11 protein-coding genes and 2 pseudogenes are annotated in these 17,357 nt (G+C 62.5%); 8 read left to right on the top strand and 5 right to left on the bottom strand.

The genetic code is table 11. The features are described from left to right. Positions 1 to 9: 9 nt before the first annotated feature. Complete coding sequence (locus tag SINAR_RS01000000133835) at positions 10 to 921, bottom strand: DMT family transporter (protein WP_050577543.1); 912 nt, start codon at positions 919 to 921, stop codon at positions 10 to 12. Between the two features lie 197 nt (positions 922 to 1,118). Here SINAR_RS01000000133835 and SINAR_RS1000000138510 point away from each other — a divergent pair. Together SINAR_RS1000000138510 and SINAR_RS0124430 are read left to right on the top strand one after the other, a co-directional pair. Beyond that, positions 1,119 to 1,376, top strand: a pseudogene (locus tag SINAR_RS1000000138510) (ArsR family transcriptional regulator); the annotation flags it as partial. A 174-nt stretch (positions 1,377 to 1,550) separates the two neighbouring features. Continuing rightward, positions 1,551 to 1,844: pseudogene (locus SINAR_RS0124430) on the top strand (DUF459 domain-containing protein); the annotation flags it as partial. Between the two features lie 98 nt (positions 1,845 to 1,942). On the opposite strand, the gene SINAR_RS0124435 reads toward SINAR_RS0124430, so the two are convergent. Both SINAR_RS0124435 and gltB read right to left on the bottom strand, forming a co-directional pair. After that, positions 1,943 to 3,400: a glutamate synthase subunit beta gene (locus tag SINAR_RS0124435; RefSeq protein ID WP_028001519.1), complete on the bottom strand. Its 1,458-nt coding sequence runs from the start codon at positions 3,398 to 3,400 to the stop codon at positions 1,943 to 1,945. A 100-nt stretch (positions 3,401 to 3,500) separates the two neighbouring features. Continuing rightward, positions 3,501 to 8,225: a glutamate synthase large subunit gene (gene gltB / locus SINAR_RS0124440; RefSeq protein WP_028001520.1), complete on the bottom strand. Its 4,725-nt coding sequence runs from the start codon at positions 8,223 to 8,225 to the stop codon at positions 3,501 to 3,503. Positions 8,226 to 8,800: 575 nt separating this feature from the next. Between gltB and SINAR_RS0124445 the strand changes: the two genes are divergently transcribed. Together SINAR_RS0124445 and SINAR_RS0124450 are read left to right on the top strand one after the other, a co-directional pair. Next, positions 8,801 to 9,847, top strand: a complete 1,047-nt coding sequence (locus tag SINAR_RS0124445) for a threonine aldolase family protein (RefSeq protein ID WP_028001521.1) — start codon at positions 8,801 to 8,803, stop codon at positions 9,845 to 9,847. Positions 9,848 to 10,001: 154 nt separating this feature from the next. After that, a complete protein-coding gene (locus SINAR_RS0124450) occupies positions 10,002 to 10,997 on the top strand; it encodes a bile acid:sodium symporter family protein (RefSeq protein WP_028001522.1) in 996 nt (331 codons plus the stop codon). Positions 10,998 to 11,027: 30 nt separating this feature from the next. Here the strand turns inward: SINAR_RS0124450 and SINAR_RS0124455 are convergent, their stop codons facing one another. Both SINAR_RS0124455 and SINAR_RS0124460 read right to left on the bottom strand, forming a co-directional pair. Continuing rightward, positions 11,028 to 11,951: a proline iminopeptidase-family hydrolase gene (locus SINAR_RS0124455; protein ID WP_033057556.1), complete on the bottom strand. Its 924-nt coding sequence runs from the start codon at positions 11,949 to 11,951 to the stop codon at positions 11,028 to 11,030. 53 nt (positions 11,952 to 12,004) lie between these two features. Next, on the bottom strand, positions 12,005 to 12,787 hold the full coding sequence (locus SINAR_RS0124460) for a helix-turn-helix transcriptional regulator (RefSeq protein ID WP_018096762.1): 783 nt from the start codon (positions 12,785 to 12,787) through the stop codon (positions 12,005 to 12,007). 125 nt (positions 12,788 to 12,912) lie between these two features. Here SINAR_RS0124460 and SINAR_RS0124465 point away from each other — a divergent pair, with 125 nt between their 5' ends. The 4 genes from SINAR_RS0124465 to SINAR_RS0124480 are packed head-to-tail and all read left to right on the top strand — an operon-like array spanning position 12,913 to position 17,344. Continuing rightward, positions 12,913 to 13,803 carry a proline iminopeptidase-family hydrolase gene (locus SINAR_RS0124465; RefSeq protein WP_028001524.1) on the top strand — a complete coding sequence of 297 codons (891 nt, stop codon included), beginning with the start codon at positions 12,913 to 12,915 and terminating at the stop codon, positions 13,801 to 13,803. A gap of 51 nt (positions 13,804 to 13,854) precedes the next feature. After that, entirely contained in the window at positions 13,855 to 14,793 is a 939-nt protein-coding gene (locus tag SINAR_RS0124470) for an ABC transporter permease (protein ID WP_018096760.1), read from the top strand. Next, a complete protein-coding gene (locus SINAR_RS0124475; protein WP_028001525.1) occupies positions 14,790 to 15,641 on the top strand; it encodes an ABC transporter permease in 852 nt (283 codons plus the stop codon). Before SINAR_RS0124470 ends, SINAR_RS0124475 begins: the two co-directional genes overlap by 4 nt. Beyond that, positions 15,638 to 17,344, top strand: a complete 1,707-nt coding sequence (locus tag SINAR_RS0124480) for a dipeptide ABC transporter ATP-binding protein (RefSeq protein ID WP_028001526.1) — start codon at positions 15,638 to 15,640, stop codon at positions 17,342 to 17,344. The genes SINAR_RS0124475 and SINAR_RS0124480 overlap by 4 nt, the downstream gene beginning before the upstream one ends. The last annotated feature ends 13 nt before the right edge of the window (positions 17,345 to 17,357 follow it).

The following is a 17,357-nucleotide window of genomic DNA, read 5'->3' on the forward strand; positions in this document are numbered from 1 at the left end:
TGTGTTTCGTCACTCCAAAGCAGGGGGTTGTGCTGCGATAGGGTGGCGACGAAGGCGCGGTCGCCACCCCAACTGAACTCCTAAGGTTCCCAACATAATCAAGGCCAACCCAGCCCATTGTGCCGGCTGAAGCGCTTTTCCGTACGCGAGCCAATCAACGAGGATCGAGACGAGGGGAAAAAGAAATGCGAGAACGCCAATGACCGGCGTCCGAAGGTGTGGGTACGCCGAAAACATCAGCACATACGCAATTCCCGTGTGCAAGACACCGAGGCATACGAGCCATTTCCAGGACGCACTTGGGACAGGCTGAAGAAGCTCTGCAAAAGGGGAGAGTATCAACGCGCCGACCAACGTCTGCATGAGCGTCGTGACCTCAGGCCGCTGTTCGCCCAAGCCTTTGCCAATGACCGTTCCGACCGAATACAAAAAGGCAGCGATGAGCGACAGCCCGACGCCGAGATACCAGGAATTTTCTTCCGGTACTGAAGTGCCAACGAAGCCGGTCGAGAGAACCAGTCCTGCGAATGCGAGGCCGATCCAGCATATCTCCGTGGGTTTTATTGTTTCCCTGAAGAGAGCAGTGCCAATGAGGACGACGAAAAACGGTTGAATGTGATATATGATCGTCGCTGTACCGATCGTCGTATAGCCGTAGGCGCTGAAGAGAGCGACCGAGCTGCCGATGTTTCCGATACCTCCGACGGCGGCCAACAGCAGCAACTTGGCGGACAGTTTGGCCGGCTTCAGGTAGCCAAAGGTCGCGCACCAAGCCAGGAGGAACAGGGTTGCAAAGACGCACCGCCAGAAGACGGTCACAAAGGGCGGCAGAGCGCCTTGCACAGCGAAAAGACCGATAGTGCCAAAAATGACATTGGACAAAGCGAGATTGAATGCAGGCAAATTCGCAATCTTCGCCATTCGCTCAAAATCCACATATCATCACAAAGTGATATGTGACACCTCTACGTAGGCGATGTCAATGACTGGATAACTAGAAGTAGCAGAAGCTATCGCTGGCATGCGGGCAGATCCCCGCAGATTGCAAATGCTCCAATATCTTACCTGGTACCCCCAGCCAAAAAAGCTACAGGCTCCGAGGCTGACGAGGGCCTTGCTCTGTCGCTGAACTGGTGGAGTTGACAGGTGCTTCCCAACCAAATGTCTCAAATCACCTGCGCAAGCGGAATCACGACCTTGTAGAGTCTGAGAAGCGCGGACGTCTTGTCATATACCGGGTTGCCTCTCCAGCCGTTGCCGAAGTCATTGCCTCCTGTCTTAGGCGGCGACGGGAGCTCAGGCCAGTACAACCATGCCCACGCCGGAGCCGTTGCGGAGGGCGAGAGCTTGCTACGATCATCTTGCAGGTAGCATAGGGGTTCGTGTGTTCAGGGGATTAGTCTAATCCACGATTTCCAAACCCTGTTTTCGCTGGGAAAATCTGTCAATCCATGGGTCAAATGGACCCAAAGTTTGCCAAACGGAAGCGTGGACGGCAGGCCGGGGGATCGGAAAAAGGTATTCCCGCTGAGTGGGGACGGCAGGTCGAACTGGGCGAAGCGGCCGCGACCACGGACGTTCCTGGCGCGGAAGGTCTGAAGGACCTGGTCGTCAGCAAGCCGCTTGCCAACGAGGATATCGTGAAGACGCAGCCGATCAGCCTTATCGACCCGGAACTGGACGGAGCGACCGCCCTTCTCGGCGGCGATACGCCCCTCAAAAGCACGGGCAAGAGCCCGCGCGACCGGCTCATCGAAAAGGGCGAGGTTGTGGCCGCGCCGCCCGGACGCATCGACGATTTCCGGCTGACGAAGCAGGGCCAACCCGGCAGCACCACACGCTGATGCGGAAATGAGGCTCGCCGGGAAACCGCCTCGCCCCACACATCCGGCCGCCCTTGCGACGGGATTCCTCCCGGAGGCGAGGGCTGTGCCGCAGCGAACTACCGCGGCAGCACCGTCGAGCCCATCAGCGCCTCGTCGATCGCGCGCGCCGCCTGCCGGCCTTCGCGGATCGCCCATACGACCAGCGACTGGCCGCGGCGAATGTCGCCGGCCGCCCAGAGCTTGTCGACCGAAGTCCTGTAGTCGCGCTCGTTGGCGACGACATTGGTCGAGCCGCGGCGATCCGTATTGAGCGTCAGCTTGTCGCCGAGGTCCTTGAGAACGCTGTCGGTGAAGGGGCCGCGGAAACCGATGGCGATGAAGGCCAGATCGGCCTTGATGATGAACTCGGTGCCGGCAATCGGCTTGCGGCGATCGTCGACCTGACAGCATTTGACGCCGATGAGATTGCCGTCCTCGTCGCCGATGAATTCGAGCGTCGCGACCTGGAATTCGCGTACCGCGCCCTCGGCCTGGCTGGAGGAGGTACGCATCTTCGTCGCCCAGAAAGGCCAGACGGCAAGCTTGTCTTCCTTCTCGGGCGGCTGCGGGCGAATGTCGAGCTGCGTCACCTTGACGGCGCCCTGGCGGAAGGCGGTTCCGACGCAGTCGGATGCCGTGTCGCCGCCGCCGACGACCACGACGTGCCTGCCGCCGGCCAGGATCGGCTCGGACGGCCAACCCACGCTGTCGATGTTTTCGCGGCCGACGCGGCGGTTCTGCTGTACCAGATATGGCATGGCGTCGTGCACGCCGACGAGCTCCACGCCCGGAATGCCGGCGTCGCGCGGCGTCTCGGAGCCGCCGCAATAGAGCACGGCGTCGTTCTCATCGGCAAGCTTTTGCACGGCGACATCGACACCGACATTGACGCCGCAATGGAAGGTCACGCCCTCGCCCCGCATCTGCTCGACGCGGCGGTCGATGAAGTTCTTCTCCATCTTGAAATCCGGGATACCGTAACGCAGCAGACCGCCGGGCTTGGACTCGCGTTCGTAGACATGCACCTCGTGGCCGGCGCGCGCCAACTGCTGGGCAGCTGCCATGCCGGCCGGCCCGGACCCGATCACCGCAACCTTCTTGCCGGTCTTGGTCACGGCCGGCTGCGGCACGATATAGCCCATCTCATAGGCCTTGTCGGCAATCGCCTGCTCGACCGTCTTGATGGCGACCGGGACGTCTTCGAGGTTCAGCGTGCAGGCTTCCTCGCAGGGCGCCGGGCAGACGCGGCCGGTGAATTCCGGGAAGTTGTTGGTCGAATGCAGATTGCGGATCGCCTCGTCCCAATTGCCGTTATAGACGAGATCGTTCCAGTCCGGAATCTGGTTGTGCACCGGGCATCCGGTCGGCCCGTGGCAATAGGGAATGCCGCAGTCCATGCAGCGAGCGGACTGCTTCTGCACTTCCTGATCGGACATCGGAATGGTGAATTCGCGGAAATGGCGGATGCGGTCGGATGCCGGCTGGTACTTCGCCACCTGCCGGTCGATCTCCAAAAACCCAGTAACCTTGCCCATCTTATGATCCTGATATCTTCAATCTCAACAGGCGCGCCTCAAGCGCGCGTGATGGCTCCCGAATCCGGTACCGGGCGGGAGCCGTTTTCACGAGGGCCGGTTACTCGGCCGCTTCAGCCATCTTCATGCGCTCCATATCCTCGAGCGCGCGGCGGTACTCGACCGGCATCACCTTGCGGAACTTCGGCCGATAATCCGCCCAGTGATCGAGAATCTCCTTGGCGCGGGTCGAATCCGTATAGTGCAGGTGGTTCGAGATGAGCTGGTAGAGCCGCTCCTCGTCGTGGCGCGTCATGTCGCCCGAGACGTCCACCATGCCCTTGTGCATGAGGTCGCCGCCATGGTGATGCAGCTTCTCCAGCATGTCGTCTTCCTCCGGCACCGGCTGCAGCTCGACCATGGCCATGTTGCAGCGCCGGGCAAAGTCGCCCTCCTCGTCGAGCACGTAAGCCACGCCGCCGGACATGCCGGCCGCGAAGTTGCGGCCCGTACCCCCGAGAACCACGACGACACCGCCGGTCATGTATTCGCAGCCGTGATCGCCGACGCCTTCGACGACCGCGATTGCGCCGGAGTTGCGAACCGCAAAGCGTTCGCCGGCGACGCCGTTGAAGTAGCATTCCCCGGAAATCGCGCCGTAAAGCACGGTATTGCCGACGATGATCGACTGGTGCGGCACGATCCGCGTGTTCTCCGGCGGCCGGACGACGATGCGCCCGCCCGAGAGCCCTTTGCCGACATAGTCGTTGCCGTCACCGACGAGATCGAAGGTGATGCCGCGGGCCAGGAACGCGCCGAAGGACTGGCCCGCCGTGCCCTTGAGGGTCACGTGGATCGTATCGTCCTTGAGCCCCTTGTGGCCCCAGCGCTTGGCAAGCGCGCCCGAAAGCATCGCGCCGGCCGAGCGGTCGACATTCTTGATCTCGGCCTCGAAGGCGACCGGCACCTTGGTCTCGAGCGCCAGCTTCGCCTTCTCGATCAGCCTGCGATCGAGAATGTCGTCGATCGGATGGTTCTGGCGCTCCGTCCAGTAGGTCGCTTCCTTCGGAGCCTCCACCTTGTGGAAGATCCTCGAGAAGTCGAGGCCCCTCGCCTTCCAGTGCTCGATCATCCGGTCGCGGTCGAGAAGATCCGAGGCCCCGATGATGTCGTCGAGCTTTCTGGCGCCAAGCGATGCGAGGATCTCGCGCACTTCCTCTGCAACGAAGAAGAAGTAGTTGATGACATGCTCCGGCGTCCCCTTGAAACGCTTCCGGAGCACCGGGTCCTGGGTGGCGACGCCGACAGGACAGGTGTTCAGGTGGCATTTGCGCATCATGATGCAGCCGGCCGCGATCAGCGGTGCGGTCGCGAAGCCGAATTCGTCGGCGCCGAGCAACGCCCCGATGACGACGTCACGGCCGGTCTTGAGACCGCCATCGACCTGCAGCGCGATGCGTGAGCGCAGACCGTTGAGCACCAGCGTCTGCTGCGTTTCGGCAAGGCCGATCTCCCATGGGCTGCCCGCATGCTTCAGCGAGGTCAGCGGCGAAGCGCCGGTGCCGCCGTCGAAGCCGGCAATGGTGATGTGGTCGGCGCGCGCCTTGGCTACACCGGCCGCAACCGTGCCGACACCCACTTCGGACACCAGCTTGACCGAGACGTCGGCCTGCGGATTGACGTTCTTCAGATCGTAGATCAGCTGCGCCAGATCCTCGATCGAATAGATGTCATGATGCGGCGGCGGCGAGATGAGGCCGACACCCGGCGTCGAATGCCGCGTCTTGGCGACGGTCGCATCGACCTTGTGTCCCGGCAATTGGCCGCCTTCGCCGGGTTTCGCCCCCTGCGCCACCTTGATCTGCAGCACGTCGGCATTGACAAGGTATTCGGTGGTGACGCCGAAGCGGCCGGAGGCGATCTGCTTGATCGCCGACCGCTCGGGGTTCGTCGAGCCGTCCGGCAGCGGCAGGTAGCGATCGCTTTCCTCGCCGCCTTCGCCCGTGTTGGACTTGCCGCCGATCCGGTTCATCGCGACCGCGAGCGTCGTATGCGCCTCGCGGCTGATCGAGCCGAAGGACATGGCGCCCGTCGAGAAACGTCTGACGATCTCCGCCGCCGGCTCGACTTCCTCGATCGGGATCGGCTTGCGGCCAACCGCCTCGGCCCCTTTGATCGTGAAGAGCCCGCGGATCGTGTTCATGCGGGTCGCCGACTCGTTCATCATCGCAGAGAATTCGCGATAGCGGTCCTCGGCATTGCCGCGCACGGCATGCTGCAGCGACGCGATTGCGTCCGGCGTCCAGGCATGGCTTTCGCCGCGCATCCGGAACGCATATTCGCCGCCGATGTCGAGCGTATTGGCAAGTACCGGATCGCTTCCGAAGGCAGCCTTGTGACGCGCCACGGTCTCGGCGGCGATCTCTTCGAGGCCGATGCCTTCGATCGTCGTCGCCGTGCCGAAGAAGTACTTGCCGACCAGCTTGGACGAAAGGCCGACCGCGTCGAAGATCTGCGCGCCGCAATAGGACTGGTAGGTGGAGATGCCCATCTTGGACATGACTTTGAGGATGCCTTTGCCGACCGCCTTGATGTAGCGGTAGACGACTTCCTTCTCGTCAACTTCCTTCGGAAACTCGCCGCGCTTGTGCATGTCGATAAGCGTGTCGAAGGCGAGATAGGGGTTGATCGCTTCCGCGCCGTAGCCGGCGAGCAGGCAGAAATGATGGATCTCGCGCGGTTCGCCCGATTCGACGACGAGACCGACCGACGTGCGCAGACCCTTGCGGATCAGATGGTGATGGACGGCCGCGGTCGCGAGCAGCGCCGGGATCGCGACGCGGTCAGGACCGATCTGACGGTCGGAAAGCACGATGATGTTGTAGCCGCCCTTGACTGCGGCCTCAGCGCGTTCGCAGAGCCGATCGAGCATTTCCGGCATGCCCTCGGCACCGCGCGAAATGTCGTAGGTGAAATCGAGCGTCTTCGTGTCGAAACGGTCTTCGGTATGCCCGATCGAGCGGATCTTCTCGAGATCGCCATTGGTCAGGATCGGCTGACGGACTTCCAGCCGCTTCGCATGCGCCATGCCCTCGTGGTCGAGGATGTTCGGCCGCGGACCGATGAAGGAGACGAGGCTCATCACCAGTTCCTCGCGGATCGGATCGATCGGCGGGTTGGTGACCTGAGCGAAGTTCTGCTTGAAATAGGTGTAGAGCAGCTTCGGCTTGTCGGACATCGCCGAAATCGGCGTGTCGGTCCCCATCGAGCCGATCGCCTCCTGGCCGGTGGTCGCCATCGGCGACATCAGGAGCTTCGTATCCTCATGGGTGTAGCCGAAGGCCTGCTGGCGGTCGATCAGCGACACGTCGCGCCGTAGCGCCCGCGGCTCGACCGGCTTCAGCTCTTCGAGGATCAGCTGGGTGTTGTCCAGCCATTGGCGGTAGGGATGCTTGCCGGCGAGCGACGACTTCACCTCTTCGTCCGAGATGATGCGGCCCTGTTCCATGTCGATCAGCAGCATCTTGCCCGGCTGCAGCCGCCACTTCCTGACGATCTTGTCCTCGGCGACCGGCAGCACCCCGGCCTCCGACGCCATGATGACGCGGTCGTCGCTGGTGACGATATAACGCGCCGGGCGCAGGCCGTTGCGGTCGAGCGTGGCGCCGATCTGGCGGCCGTCGGTGAAGGCGACCGCCGCCGGCCCGTCCCACGGCTCCATCAGCGCCGCATGATATTCGTAGAAAGCCTTGCGTTCCGGCGACATGAGCTGGTTGCCGGCCCAGGCCTCGGGGATGAGCATCATGACGGCATGCGAGAGCGAATAGCCGCCGCGCACGAGGAATTCGAGCGCGTTGTCGAAACAGGCCGTATCCGACTGGCCCTCATAGGAGATCGGCCAGAGCTTGGAGATGTCGTCGCCGAAGAGCGGCGAGGAAACGGAAGCCTGCCGTGCCGCCATCCAGTTGACGTTGCCGCGCAGCGTGTTGATCTCGCCGTTATGCGCAACCATGCGATAGGGGTGCGCGAGCTTCCAGGACGGGAAGGTGTTGGTCGAGAAGCGCTGGTGCACGAGCGCAACGGCCGATTGGAAGCGTTCGTCGGCGAGGTCTTTGTAATAGGCGCCCACCTGGTAGGCGAGGAACATGCCCTTGTAGACGATGGTGGTGGTCGACAGCGACACGATATAGAAGCCGAGATCGCCGCCGTCGGCTTCCGCATAGATGCGGTTCGAGATCACCTTTCGGAGCGTGAACAGGCGCCGCTCGAATTCGTCGTTGGCGGCCGCCTCCCGGCCTGCCCCTATGAACACCTGGACATGGTGCGGCTCGGTCGCGGCGATGTCCGGCGCCTTGGAGAGCGACGAATTGTCGACCGGCACGTCACGGAAGCCGAGCAGAACCTGGCCTTCCTCGGCCACGACTTCGCTGATCACTTCCTTGAAATGCGCAATGAGTTTTTCGTCGCGCGGCATGAAGAGATAACCGACGGCATATTCGCCCGCCTTGGGCAGGGTAACGCCCTGCTTCGCCATCTCCTCGCGGAAGAAGCGATCGGGGATCTGGACAAGAATGCCGGCGCCATCCCCCATCAGCGGATCGGCACCGACCGCACCGCGATGCGTCAGATTCTCCAGCATGAAGAGGCCGTCACGCACGATCTGGTGCGACTTCTCGCCCTTAAGATGGGCGACGAAGCCGACGCCGCAGGCATCGTGTTCGTTTCGTGGATCGTAGAGCCCCTGTTTTCGCGGCAGTCCGGAGGAAAATACGGGCGTTTTCACAGCCGTCGCAGCGTCTTGCGCGAGGTTGAGCCCAATCTGTCGTGATGGCGAATGATCCGTCATCTTTTCCCTCCTGTTGAACCCGGGAACTCCGGGCGTAACGCGGCCCGCACGCAATTGCCGCATGGCGCTCTTCGCACTGCGGCAAGCCGGGGTATTATCGTCGCATGATCCTGATCAGGTCGCAAATGAAGCGCGGCTGCGTCAGGCACTGATGTCCGCGACCATCCTGTTCGCAGGGAATAACAACCGGATGAAATCCGGCGAAACCCCTCGCGCTCCACGCCGGCTGTCGCATTTCACTACGCTTCCGGCGATTGTTCCGGCCCCTAGACCGAAATAGGACAGCAAACCTGTCCTATTTCATGCGCTCTATGCCAGAAAGCGCCCCCCTTCGCAAGGGCCTTCACCGCAAATAATGGCAGAGATTTTGCCGAACATTGCCGGAAATTTCGCGGTTTTGAAATTTAATTACCCGCATTCGGCGCTTTCTTCGCTTTGGTTTCAAACTGGTCTCCGGTTGGCTCTACGGCGCCCGCATCGTTGGGGCACCGCTTGCCTGCCGGCGCGACTCCGCTATGGTCGCGCCGACGCGCCTGTCCCGGCGCTTGGCTCGACACGAACAGGGTAGCTTCACGATGATCTTCTCCTCCGATAATTGGGCCGGCGCCCATCAGGCGATCGCCGAAAGTCTGGTCACGCATGCCAAAGGCTATGCTTCCGCCTACGGCACGAGCGAGCTCGACCGGAAGGTGGAAGAGAGATTTTCGGAGGTGTTCGAAAGGGACGTCGCCGTATTCTTCGTCGGCACCGGAACCGCCGCGAATTCTCTTGCGCTTTCCATCGCCAATCGGGCGGGCGGTATCGCTTTCTGCCATCGCGAAGCGCATGTGAACGTCGACGAGTGCGGTGCCCCGCAGTTCTTTTCGCACGGCGCGAGATTGTCCGCCGTCGGTGGCGCGCGCGGCAAGATGGATCCGGCGAAGCTCGAGGCGGAAATTCGCCGTTTCCCAAAGGAGAACGTCCATGGCGGTCAGCCGATGGCGGTGACGCTGACGCAGGCGACCGAGAGCGGCACTGTCTATTCGCTCGGCGAGATCGAAGCGATCGCCTCGATCGCCCGATCCCAGACACTGCCGCTGCACATGGATGGCGCCCGCTTCGCCAATGCCCTGGTAAGTCTCGGGACGACACCGGCGGAGATGACCTGGAAGCGCGGCATCGATCTCCTCTCCTTCGGCGGAACCAAAAACGGCTGCTGGTGCGCCGAGGCGCTGGTGCTCTTCGATCCCTCCAGGGCGCAGGAGATGCATTTCCTGCGTAAGCGTTCGGCCCAGCTCTTCTCCAAATCGCGCTTCGTCGCCGCCCAGTTCGACGCCTATCTCGCCGGAGACCTCTGGCTCGACCTCGCCCGCCACGCCAACGCCATGGCGCGCCGTCTCGCTGACGGGATCACCGCTTCGGCCGAGAGTCGGCTGGCCTGGGCGCCCGACGCCAACGAGGTTTTCGTCGTGCTGAAACGGGAGGCCGCCAGCCGGCTGCGGCAGCAGGGCGCGCTCTTCTACGATTGGGAAGTTCCGCACGATCTCGAAGGCAGCCTCGCAGAAGACGAAGGGCTCTTTCGTCTGGTCACCAGCTTCGCCACACGCGCCGAGGACGTCGATCGCTTCGTCGCCGCGTGCTGAAACGGGCGGGCACGGCCTCCAGGAAAAGTGTGTTTTGCGTGCGGAAGTGCGTGGCTTCGAAGCGTTGGCGCGTCGCATGAAATCGCTTGAATGCGACGCGCGCCGCGGCCGATAACGCTTGCATCCGGCTTCCGGATGGGCTTACACGGCAATCATGCGCCGTTTCCTCCCCGACACCTTTACCATCCTCCTGCTGCTGGCAGTCGCTCTCGCAGCAGTCATGCCCATCGAGGGTGCCGCCGCAGCCTGGTTCGCCCTCGCGACGAAGCTGGGGGTCGGCCTGATCTTCTTCCTTCACGGCGCAAGGCTTTCGCGCGAGGTCGTCGTTGCCGGTTTCCTGCATTGGCGGCTGCACCTGGCGATCCTGTTTTCGACCTTCGCCCTTTTCCCGCTCCTCGGACTGCTCGTCGGCTTCGTCCCGCCCTGGATCCTGCCGCCGTCGCTCTATACCGGCATCCTCTTTCTCTGCGTTCTGCCCTCGACGATACAATCGTCGATCGCATTCACGTCGATGGCCGGCGGCAATGTACCGGCAGCCGTCTGCGCGGCATCGGCATCCAACATCATCGGCGTGTTCCTGACACCGCTTCTCGTCGGCGTCATCTTCTCGGCCGGCGGACACGGAGGCGTATCGCTCGACGCAATCGAACAGATCCTCCTGCAGCTCCTCGCTCCTTTCGTCGCAGGCCAGATCCTGCAGCCCTGGATCGGGCGCTGGATTCGCGCCCGCAAAAAACTGCTCGCGCCGGTCGATCGCGGTTCGATCCTGATGGTCGTCTATCTGGCTTTCAGCCAAGCCGTCACGGCCGGCCTCTGGCGCTCCTTCACGCTGAGCGATCTTACAATCCTCATCGCCATCGAGATCGTCCTCCTCGCGCTCATTCTGGTGGCCACCACATTCGGCAGCCGGCTGCTCGGGTTCGACCGGCCGGACGAAATCGCCATCACCTTCTGCGGATCGAAGAAGAGCCTGGCGAGCGGCATTCCGATGGCGAGCGCGATCTTCGCCGGACAGAACATCGGCATGATCGTCCTGCCGGTCATGCTGTTCCATCAGATCCAGTTGATGGCCTGTGCGGTCATTGCCCAGCGCTATGCCGCCAAGGCGGCAGAGCTCGAGGGAAACGCCGTCCCGGCTACGCCCACCTGAAGAGCATGAACGAAACGGCGCGTCGCCTTATCAAGCGTCGGTATCGTGGGATGACAGGAAACGAGAGACCGTTTCCAGGCACAAGTCCTTCTCCTCCACATGCGGCATGTGGCTGGAATGCTCGAACAGCACCCATTCGCAGCCCTTCACGCGATCCACATACGGCTTGACGACGAGCGGCGTGGCCTCGTCGTATTTTCCGGAAATCAAAAGGGTCGGCGCTTCGATCCGCATCAGCCGGTCCTCGATCGTCCAGTCCTTCATCGTGCCTATTACGTGGAACTCGGTCGGGCCGTTCATGTTGCGATAGACCGTATTGTCCTCGTCCATGATCGCAAAGGTGCGCGCGACTTCCGCAGGCCACGGCGTGACGCGGCAGACATGGCGGTCGTAGAAGACGCGCGAGGCGGCGATGTATTCCGGATCGGTAATCGTCCCGGCCTGCTCATGCCTGAGCAGCGTATCCTGAACCGCCTTCGGCAGTTCCCCGCGCAGGCGATTGGCTTCCGCCACCCAGGTATGCATGTTGGCCGGCGAATTGGCGATGACGAGCGCCTTCAGACCCGTGGGCTTTAGAACCGCGTGTTCCGCGCCCAGCATGCCGCCCCAGGACTGTCCGAGAAAGGCATAGCGATCCTGGATGCCCAAATGCTTCAGCAGCGCGTCGAGTTCCCCGAGGAACAGGTCAGGTGTCCAGAAATCCGGGCCCTTGTCCGGAAGGCGCGTGGAGTTGCCGTTGCCGAGCTGGTCGTAGTGAATGACCGCGCGTCCGTCGATCTCGCTGATCCCCTTGAAGGAATCGACGTAGTCGTGGGTGCAGCCCGGTCCGCCGTGGGCAACGACCAGCGGCAGCTTGCCGCTGTCGAGCGAACCGGTGATGCGATACCAGGTCTGGTACTCGCGAAAGGGCAGGAAGGCTTCCTTCGACGCGACGGCGGCCACATGCATCTCCATGTCTGACGGACAACGGAGGGAACATAACGCGGGGTTTCAAGCCGTGGCAGCTATCACAAGTTATAGGATGGGCGCTCTTCGAGCAGCCGGTAGTGCGTGGCGCGGACAACCGCCTGGGTACGGTTCTTAGCGCCGAGTTTCTTGGCCGCGGCGTTGAGATGCATGACCACGGTCGGCACAGAACGGTGGATGATGCGCGAAATTTCCTTGGCCGAGTGACCCTCGGCGGAATGGCGGAGGCATTCGCGCTCCCGCTCCGTGAGCCTCGCGGTGCCGGCGTTGAAGGCCTGCGCGTCGAACAGAGAATAGGCCGCCTCGTGAAACACATGGGCGAGCAGGTTGAAATCGGCGATGTACCGCAGCGCATGCCGCTCGAATGCCCGGTTGCCGCCGAAACGCACACCCGTGACCGTCGCATAGTCGCCGCGCGGCATGTGGACCGGCACGGTGACGCCGGTCGACATGTCCCGTTCGCTCAGATAGCGGGCGACGGGCGCCGTATCATCGCTCATGAAGCGTCTGATCAGCGTGTCCGCATCGGGATCATAGTTCCAAAAGAACGGCGTTGACGTGCGCAGCGCCACCTGCTGCACGGGATCGATGCGGAAATAGCCGCGATCGAACCAGTAGTCGTGCATATCCTCCGAGATGTTGCGAAGTTTCAGCAGCGACGGGACCATGATCGTACCGTCGAGATCGCGGGGCACCGGCGTATAATCGTAGATCAGCGCCTCGAAGCCGATCGCCTTCATCGCCTCGAACACCTGGTCTATACGGCCATCCAGCGTGTCGTGCGCGGTGAACTGGTTCCTGATCGTCCCGAGTTCGTCAAACATCCTTGTCTCCGGTCCCGGTCACTCGCCAACCTATCACTTCTTATAGCTGGGCGCCGGTTGGCCTTTCGGATAAAATTTAGCCGTGCTCAAATATTGAGCAAGCAGTTTCTTTGCCGGGGCGGTCAATGTGGCGTGATATCGAGCCGGAGGCGCGACACGAAATCGAAGTCGATGGCTACAAGGTGGTGGCCTACAGCTTCGGTTCGGGCCCGGAGACCTTGTTCTGCCTGAATGGCGGGCCGGGACTCCCCTGTGACTATCTGCGCGAGGGCCATTCGTGCCTCATCGACAAGGGCTATCGCGTCGTCGCCTTCGATCAGCTCGGCACCGGCGCCTCCGACCGCCCGACCGATCCTTCGCTCTGGACGATCGGCCGATATGTCGAGGAAACCGAAACGGTTCGCAAGGCGCTGGGGCTCGGCAAGGTGCACATGCTCGGCCATTCCTGGGGCGGCTGGCTGGCGATCGACTACGCGCTGACATACCAGGAAAATCTGCAGACGCTGATCCTGGAGGATACGGTCGCCGACATGCCGCACCTCGTCACCGAGCTTGAGCGGCTGCGCGCCGCCCTCGGCCCGGAGACCGTCGCCATGATGCAGAAGCACGAGGCGCAGGGCACATACGATCATCCCGAATATTTGGCTGCCATCACCATCCTGAACTATCGCCATGTCTGCCGCCTGCCGGAATGGCCCGCACCGGTACGCCGGTCCCTGGACGACTGGAACATGGGTCCCTACGGCACGATGCAGGGCCCGAACGAGTTTCTCTATATCGGCAACCTCAAGGACTGGAACCGCATCCCCGACCTCCCCGGCATCAAGGTGCCGACGCTGATCACCACGGGAGAACACGACGAGCTCACGCCGGCCTGCGCGTTGAAGATGAAGCTCGCCATCCCGGATGCCGAGCTCAGGGTTTTTGCCAATGCAAGCCACATGCCGTTTTACGAGAACCCCGCGGACTATTATCCTGCGCTGATCGATTTCCTGTCGCGGCACAGGCCGAATTGATGCAGAACCTGGCGAGAGACATCCGAACGAGACGGAGGCGCGCGCATCGCGATGCATCGCTATAGGTTCGTCCTCACTCGACCTTTGCAGTTCCTGCCGGTCATCTTCGGGATCAGCATCATAACCTTCATTCTGGTGCGGCTCATCCCCGGCGATCCGGCGCGCAATCTGCTCGGAGCCCGCGCCACCCCTTCGGCCATCGCCAAGATCCGCGCCCAGTACGGGCTCGACGAGCCGATGTGGCAGCAATATTTCTACTTTCTGAAGAATCTCGCCGATGGCGAGATGGGCAAGTCGATCCTCTACAAGATCGATGTCCTGAAGCTTATCGCCACCCGTATCGAGCCGACCGTAGCGCTCGTGCTGTCGAGCGTCGTTCTGGCGGTTCTCATCGCCGTGCCCATGGCGGCGCTTGCAGCGCGTAATTCCGGCAGGGCGCCGGACCATATCGTCCGGATTGTTTCCACTTTCGGCATCGGCTTTCCGCCGTTCTGGCTCGGCCTGATGCTGATGATCCTTTTCAGCGTCAAACTGGATCTGCTGCCGGTGTCCGGCTATGGGGCGACCTTCGGCGACAAGCTCGCCCATCTGATCCTTCCGAGCCTGACGGTCGCTCTTTCCCTGTCGACGGTGCTGGTTCGCAGCCTGCGCGCGGCAATGATCGAGTCCCTGAAGTCAGACGTGGCGACAGCCGCCCGCGCGCGCGGCATGCCTGAGCGCATCGTCTTCTGGCGGCATGTCGTTCCGAATTCGCTGGTGCCGACCATCAACCTTCTGGCGGTCAACATCGGCTGGCTGATCGGCGGCACGGTCGTGGTCGAAAGCGTCTTTGCCCTGCCGGGCATGGGACAATTGCTGGTACGCGCCATCTTCTCGCGCGATTACATGGTCGTGCAGGGTGTCGCCATGGTGTTTGCCTGCGCCACTGTGCTCGTCAATTTCGTCGCCGACATCGTCACCGTCGCCGTCGATCCGCGGGTGAAACTATGAGCGCCGGTGCGGTGTCCTCGTCGCCGGCCGGCTGGCGGTTGTTCTTCGGCCGGCGGCCGGCCCTCGTCATTGGGGCGGGAATCCTGCTGTTTTTCCTGCTGGTGGCGATCGGCGCACCCGTCCTCGCCCCCTATGACCCGATCCTGCAGAACGGCGCAGCCCGCTTGCAGTCGCCGTCGCTTCTGCATCCGTTCGGAACCGACAATTTCGGCCGCGACCTCCTTTCACGCGTCATCTGGGGCACACGCATCGACCTGCAGATCGCCTTGATCGGCGTCGCCTTCCCCTTCGTCATAGGAACGATCGTCGGCACCGTCGCCGGCTTCTTCGGCGGCATTGTCGACGCGCTGTTCATGCGCCTCGTCGACATTATCCTCGCCTTTCCATTCCTTGTATTGATGCTGGCGATAATCGCCATTCTGGGTCCGGGCCTCGGCAGCTTCTATATCGCCATGGCGCTGGTCGGATGGGTTTCCTATGCCCGATTGATCCGGGCACAGATTCTCGTTCTGAAGAACAGCGACTATGCGGTGGCCGCCGTCAGCCTTGGTTTCGGCCGCTTCCGCATCATGTTCCGGCACTTGCTGCCCAATGCCATTGCCGGCTCGATCGTCTTTGCCATGTCGGATGCCGTCCTGGTGCTGCTGAGCGGGGCGGCCGTCAGCTATCTCGGTCTCGGCGTCCAGCCGCCGGTCGCCGAATGGGGCATCATGGTCGCGGAGGGCCAGAGCTTCATCACCACGGCCTGGTGGATCACGCTGTTTCCCGGCCTTTCCATCGTCTGCCTTGCCTTCGGCTTCAGCATGCTGGGCGACGCGCTCGGAGAATTGCTCGGAGTGCACGAATGAGCGTCTCGGTCCTGTCTGTCCGCGACCTGACCGTGAAGGCGCATCTCCAGGGAGAGACGCGCACGCTGCTGGATGGAGTCTCGCTCGACCTGGCCAAGGGCGAGATCCTCGGCCTCGTCGGCGAAAGCGGATCGGGCAAGAGCCTGCTCTGTCGCGCGCTGGTTCGCCTCCTGCCATCATCCTTGCTGAAGATCGAAGGCGGTGCGGTTCTCCTCGGAGAGCGCGACCTCACTGCCGTCACCGACGCCGAGATGCTGGAGGTACGCGGCGCCGAGATCGGCATGATCTTCCAGAACCCGACCAGCCACCTCGACCCGGTCATGCGCATCGGCGACCAGATCGCCGAGGGCATCCGTTACCATCAGGGCCTGAGCGGCCGCGATGCGCGGGCGGCAGCGGCCGAGATACTGGGGCAGGTCGGATTCCCTGACCCCGCCCGCCAGTACGACAGCTACCCGCACGAGCTTTCCGGCGGCATGCGTCAGCGGGCCATGATCGGGGTGGCCCTGTCCTGCAATCCGCAAATCCTCATAGCCGACGAACCGACCACCGCCCTCGACGTCACGATCCAGGCGCAGATCCTGAAACTCCTGATGGACATCCGCGACAGACGCGGCCTGTCGATCATTCTCATCACCCATGATCTCGGCATCGTGGCGCAGACCTGCGACCGCATTGCCGTGATGCGCGGCGGAAAGCTGCTGGAACAGGGTTCTAAACGGACGATCCTGGCCGCACCGCGGGACCCGTACACGGTTCGCCTCATCCACAGCCATCCATCCATGCCTGATGCGGTGCCCCCCGCCATCGGTCTCCCAACGCCCTTGCATGAAACGACAAGGCCGCTTCTGGAGATCGATGACTTGCATGTGCGCTTCCCGTCGGGCGGCAGTCTTTTCAAGGGTAAGAACGCCAGGACCGTCAGCGCCGTTTCAGGGATCAACCTGCAGATCATGCCCGGCGAAACGGTCGGTATCGTCGGCGAATCCGGCAGCGGCAAGAGTACGCTTGCCCGCGCCATGCTGGGCCTGACGCCGATTTCCGCCGGTCACGTCAGCTTCGATGGTATCGATCTTTCTCAGCAGAGGGGTGCGGGTCTCGCCAGGCTGCGACACGAGTCTGCCATGGTCTTTCAGGATCCGTTCAATGCACTGAACCCGCGTCTGACCATCGGCCAGACTCTTGCTGAAGTTCTGAGAGTGCAGAAAAAGATCGGCGGAGCCGACATTCCGGCACGCATCGGCGAGCTGCTGGACCTTGTCGGCCTCGAGCGCGAATTCGCCCACCGCAAGCCGCGCAGCATGAGCGGCGGCCAGTGCCAGAGGGCGGGCATCGCCCGTGCGCTTGCCGTCGATCCGAAGCTGATCATCGCCGACGAATGCGTCGCAGCACTCGATGTCACGATCCAGGCGCAGATCGTCGACCTCTTCCGCAAGCTCGCCCGCGACCTTAACCTCACGCTGATCTTCATCGCCCACGACCTCGCGATCGTGCGCAATCTGTGCGAACGCACCGTGGTGATGCATCGCGGAGAGATCGTCGAGGAGGGCCGCTCCGAGGACGTCTTCTCCCGGCCGAAACATCCCTACACCGCCGCATTGATCGCTGCGATCCCCGACATCGATCCCGACAGGTCGTTGCTCGGCCATACCGATGCGGCGCCAGTGGAACCGATCCTGTCCGTCAAACGCCTGCCACAATAACGAAGGGAACAAA

It is taken from the genome of Sinorhizobium arboris LMG 14919 (genome assembly GCF_000427465.1).
In the GTDB taxonomy this organism is placed as follows: Bacteria; Pseudomonadota; Alphaproteobacteria; order Rhizobiales; family Rhizobiaceae; genus Sinorhizobium; species Sinorhizobium arboris.

What these genes read in the sequence shown, in the direction of transcription:
- SINAR_RS0124435 (WP_028001519.1), bottom strand. Translation starts at nt 3,400, where the DNA reads ATGGGCAAGGTTACTGGGTTTTTGGAGATCGACCGGCAGGTGGCGAAG.
- SINAR_RS0124470 (WP_018096760.1), top strand. Translation starts at nt 13,855, where the DNA reads ATGCATCGCTATAGGTTCGTCCTCACTCGACCTTTGCAGTTCCTGCCG.
- SINAR_RS01000000133835 (WP_050577543.1), bottom strand. Translation starts at nt 921, where the DNA reads ATGGCGAAGATTGCGAATTTGCCTGCATTCAATCTCGCTTTGTCCAAT.
- SINAR_RS0124455 (WP_033057556.1), bottom strand. Translation starts at nt 11,951, where the DNA reads ATGGAGATGCATGTGGCCGCCGTCGCGTCGAAGGAAGCCTTCCTGCCC.
- SINAR_RS0124460 (WP_018096762.1), bottom strand. Translation starts at nt 12,787, where the DNA reads ATGTTTGACGAACTCGGGACGATCAGGAACCAGTTCACCGCGCACGAC.
- SINAR_RS0124475 (WP_028001525.1), top strand. Translation starts at nt 14,790, where the DNA reads ATGAGCGCCGGTGCGGTGTCCTCGTCGCCGGCCGGCTGGCGGTTGTTC.
- SINAR_RS0124480 (WP_028001526.1), top strand. Translation starts at nt 15,638, where the DNA reads ATGAGCGTCTCGGTCCTGTCTGTCCGCGACCTGACCGTGAAGGCGCAT.
- gltB (WP_028001520.1), bottom strand. Translation starts at nt 8,225, where the DNA reads ATGACGGATCATTCGCCATCACGACAGATTGGGCTCAACCTCGCGCAA.
- SINAR_RS0124445 (WP_028001521.1), top strand. Translation starts at nt 8,801, where the DNA reads ATGATCTTCTCCTCCGATAATTGGGCCGGCGCCCATCAGGCGATCGCC.
- SINAR_RS0124450 (WP_028001522.1), top strand. Translation starts at nt 10,002, where the DNA reads ATGCGCCGTTTCCTCCCCGACACCTTTACCATCCTCCTGCTGCTGGCA.
- SINAR_RS0124465 (WP_028001524.1), top strand. Translation starts at nt 12,913, where the DNA reads ATGTGGCGTGATATCGAGCCGGAGGCGCGACACGAAATCGAAGTCGAT.